At 62.2% G+C, this 2,082-nt stretch carries 3 protein-coding genes; all 3 read left to right on the forward strand.

All coding sequences use genetic code 11. The features are described from left to right. The first annotated feature begins 166 nt into the window (after positions 1-166). The 3 genes from FV222_RS31515 to FV222_RS24210 all read left to right on the forward strand — a co-directional run bounded on the left by FV222_RS31515 (position 167) and on the right by FV222_RS24210 (position 1,000). Positions 167-376, forward strand: a complete 210-nt coding sequence (locus tag FV222_RS31515) for a helix-turn-helix domain-containing protein (protein ID WP_147815839.1) — start codon at positions 167-169, stop codon at positions 374-376. Beyond that, entirely contained in the window at positions 373-585 is a 213-nt protein-coding gene (locus FV222_RS24200) for a hypothetical protein (RefSeq protein ID WP_246685636.1), read from the forward strand. Before FV222_RS31515 ends, FV222_RS24200 begins: the two co-directional genes overlap by 4 nt. Before the next feature lie 91 nt (positions 586-676). Further along, positions 677-1,000, forward strand: coding sequence for a hypothetical protein (locus tag FV222_RS24210; RefSeq protein WP_147815840.1), 324 nt, complete (start codon positions 677-679; stop codon positions 998-1,000). Positions 1,001-2,082: the final 1,082 nt, after the last annotated feature.

Below are 2,082 nucleotides of genomic sequence, written 5' to 3' on the forward strand. Positions count from 1 at the left end.
GCGGGTCGGCGGCGCGGGCGATGTGCGAGTGGGGGATGAGGTTGGCGTAGCGCATCGGGGCGGGCCTCTGTGGTGATAATCTCACCATTAGAGGTGTAACCCACACCGGTTTGATGTCAACCTCATATGGTGATAAATTCACCTCATGAAGCCATTTCAATGCCGAATGGGTCGTGCCGCCTTGGGCTGGAGCACGGCGGACCTAGCCCGCGAAGCTGACGTTGGGTCGAACACGATCAATCGGTTTGAAGCAGGGCAAGATGCCCGCATCAGCAGCGTCGATAAGATACGAGACGCTTTAGAACGTGCCGGCCTCCAGTTTATCCCGGAGAACGGCGGCGGTGCCGGAGTTCGAATGCGGGAGCGGAAACCGTGACCGCCTCGCTAGAGCGCCTATCCGAGGTCTCTCGCCTCGCCGACCTCCTCGCCGATCAGGTGCTTGACGCGCAGATCTTCAGCCGGCCGATCCCGGACCAGCACATCCGGACGCTGCTGAGCGCGGCCTTCCTTCTGGAGGAGTACGGCATCCCGCTTCCCTCGCTGCTGCAGCAGATCGTGCATGGGGCGGGGCGCGGAGCAGACTGATGCGAGCCACCCTTGAGCGCACCGGCCTCGAATTCATCCCTGAAAACGGGGGAGGGGCCGGCATCCGGTTTCGGGAGCGGAAAGCTCAGCCATGAGCGCCGGCGTCATCTCGCCCGAACGGCTATTCGAGGTTCTGCGCCTTGCTACCGCCCTCGCCGATCGTGCCCTCGACGCACAGATCGCGGGTCGCCCGGTCCCCGCTGACCAAGCCAGTGCGCTCGCGAAAGTCGCCGGCCTGCTGCAGGACTACGGCGTGGAGTGGCCGCCCCTCCTGACGCAGGCGCTGCATGGTCTGGTGCCGGACGCTGATGCCGTGGCTGTGGAGCCTGAACCTGCGATATCGCTGCCGAACGTCGACCTGGACGGCCTGACGCGCTTCTTCGCCCGCTTCCGCAAGGACGCGTCGAAGCTATGATCTCGCCCGCGCCTCTCCCATGGGGCGGCAGGGGCAACGTCATCTCGGCGGCGGGCGTGGTGCTGCTGGAGATGGTGGCGGGGCGGTGATGCCGACGACACCTCCTGCTTCGGTGCGAAGCTGGCGAGAGCCGCGCCGAGATCGGCCGGGTCTACAACACCTCGCACGGCACGATCTCGCAGGTGAAAACCTAACGTTTACGCTTGGCGATCACCCCCAATTCTTCACGCTCCACATTGACGCGCGCCGAATGGCGGAAGTGTTCCACCCAATATTAGCTAGAGCATAAACATTTCTACGGACTAAGGATGGCGCATTCTAAGAGGAGCATTCTAACAGAACTGCGCGATGCTACGGCGCGACATGCTTTTTCAGTGCTGTCTGTGGCTACGCTGCCCTGTTTCCGACTTGAAGCGCCAGCTATGGCTACCGGGAACAATTACGGCGCCTGACTCGGCGCTAGGTCGTGCCTGGTGCAGCCCATACGGCTCGTCCAGGCCATGTAGAATGGGAGCGGGACATGGCTGGTGGGAATGGCGGAAATAACAGCAACTCTGGCGGCCTTGATAACCCATTGGGAGCCGGCGGCACCGGGGGGTCACTCACGGGACTAACTTCCCTAGGTGCTGGCGGCGGTGGATCTGGGATCACGGGCGGAAATGGGGGGTCGACCACCGGTGGTGCCAGTGGTGCCGGCGGAGCTGCTGGACAACTCAATGGCAGCCCTGGAGGCACTTCGAATACCACCCCCTATGGTGGCGGTGGAGGCGGCGGAGGTGCTGCTGGAGCTAGCCAAGCTGGTCTAACAACCATTTCAGTCACCGGCGGGAATGGCGGCGCCGGCGGCACAGCAGATTTAGGCGCTGGCGGAGGCGGAGGTGCCGGCGGATACGGAGCAATTATTAGTGGCAGCAACTTTCTTGGTACACTATCAACCAACGTAACTGGAGGCATCGGCGGAGCTGGTGGTACTACAACTGCTAGTAATAATGGAGGTGATGGAGGAAGTGGCGGCGTCGGACTCATTTTAACTTCGTCGAGCACAAAATCGATTACAGTAAGTGGCAGCATCACTGGTGGTG

The organism is Methylobacterium sp. WL103, assembly GCF_008039885.1.
Classification (GTDB): Bacteria; Pseudomonadota; Alphaproteobacteria; order Rhizobiales; family Beijerinckiaceae; genus Methylobacterium; species Methylobacterium cerastii.

Excerpts from the sequence above, each read along its gene's own strand:
- FV222_RS31515 (WP_147815839.1), top strand. The coding sequence starts at position 167 with ATGGGTCGTGCCGCCTTGGGCTGGAGCACGGCGGACCTAGCCCGCGAA.
- FV222_RS24210 (WP_147815840.1), top strand. The coding sequence starts at position 677 with ATGAGCGCCGGCGTCATCTCGCCCGAACGGCTATTCGAGGTTCTGCGC.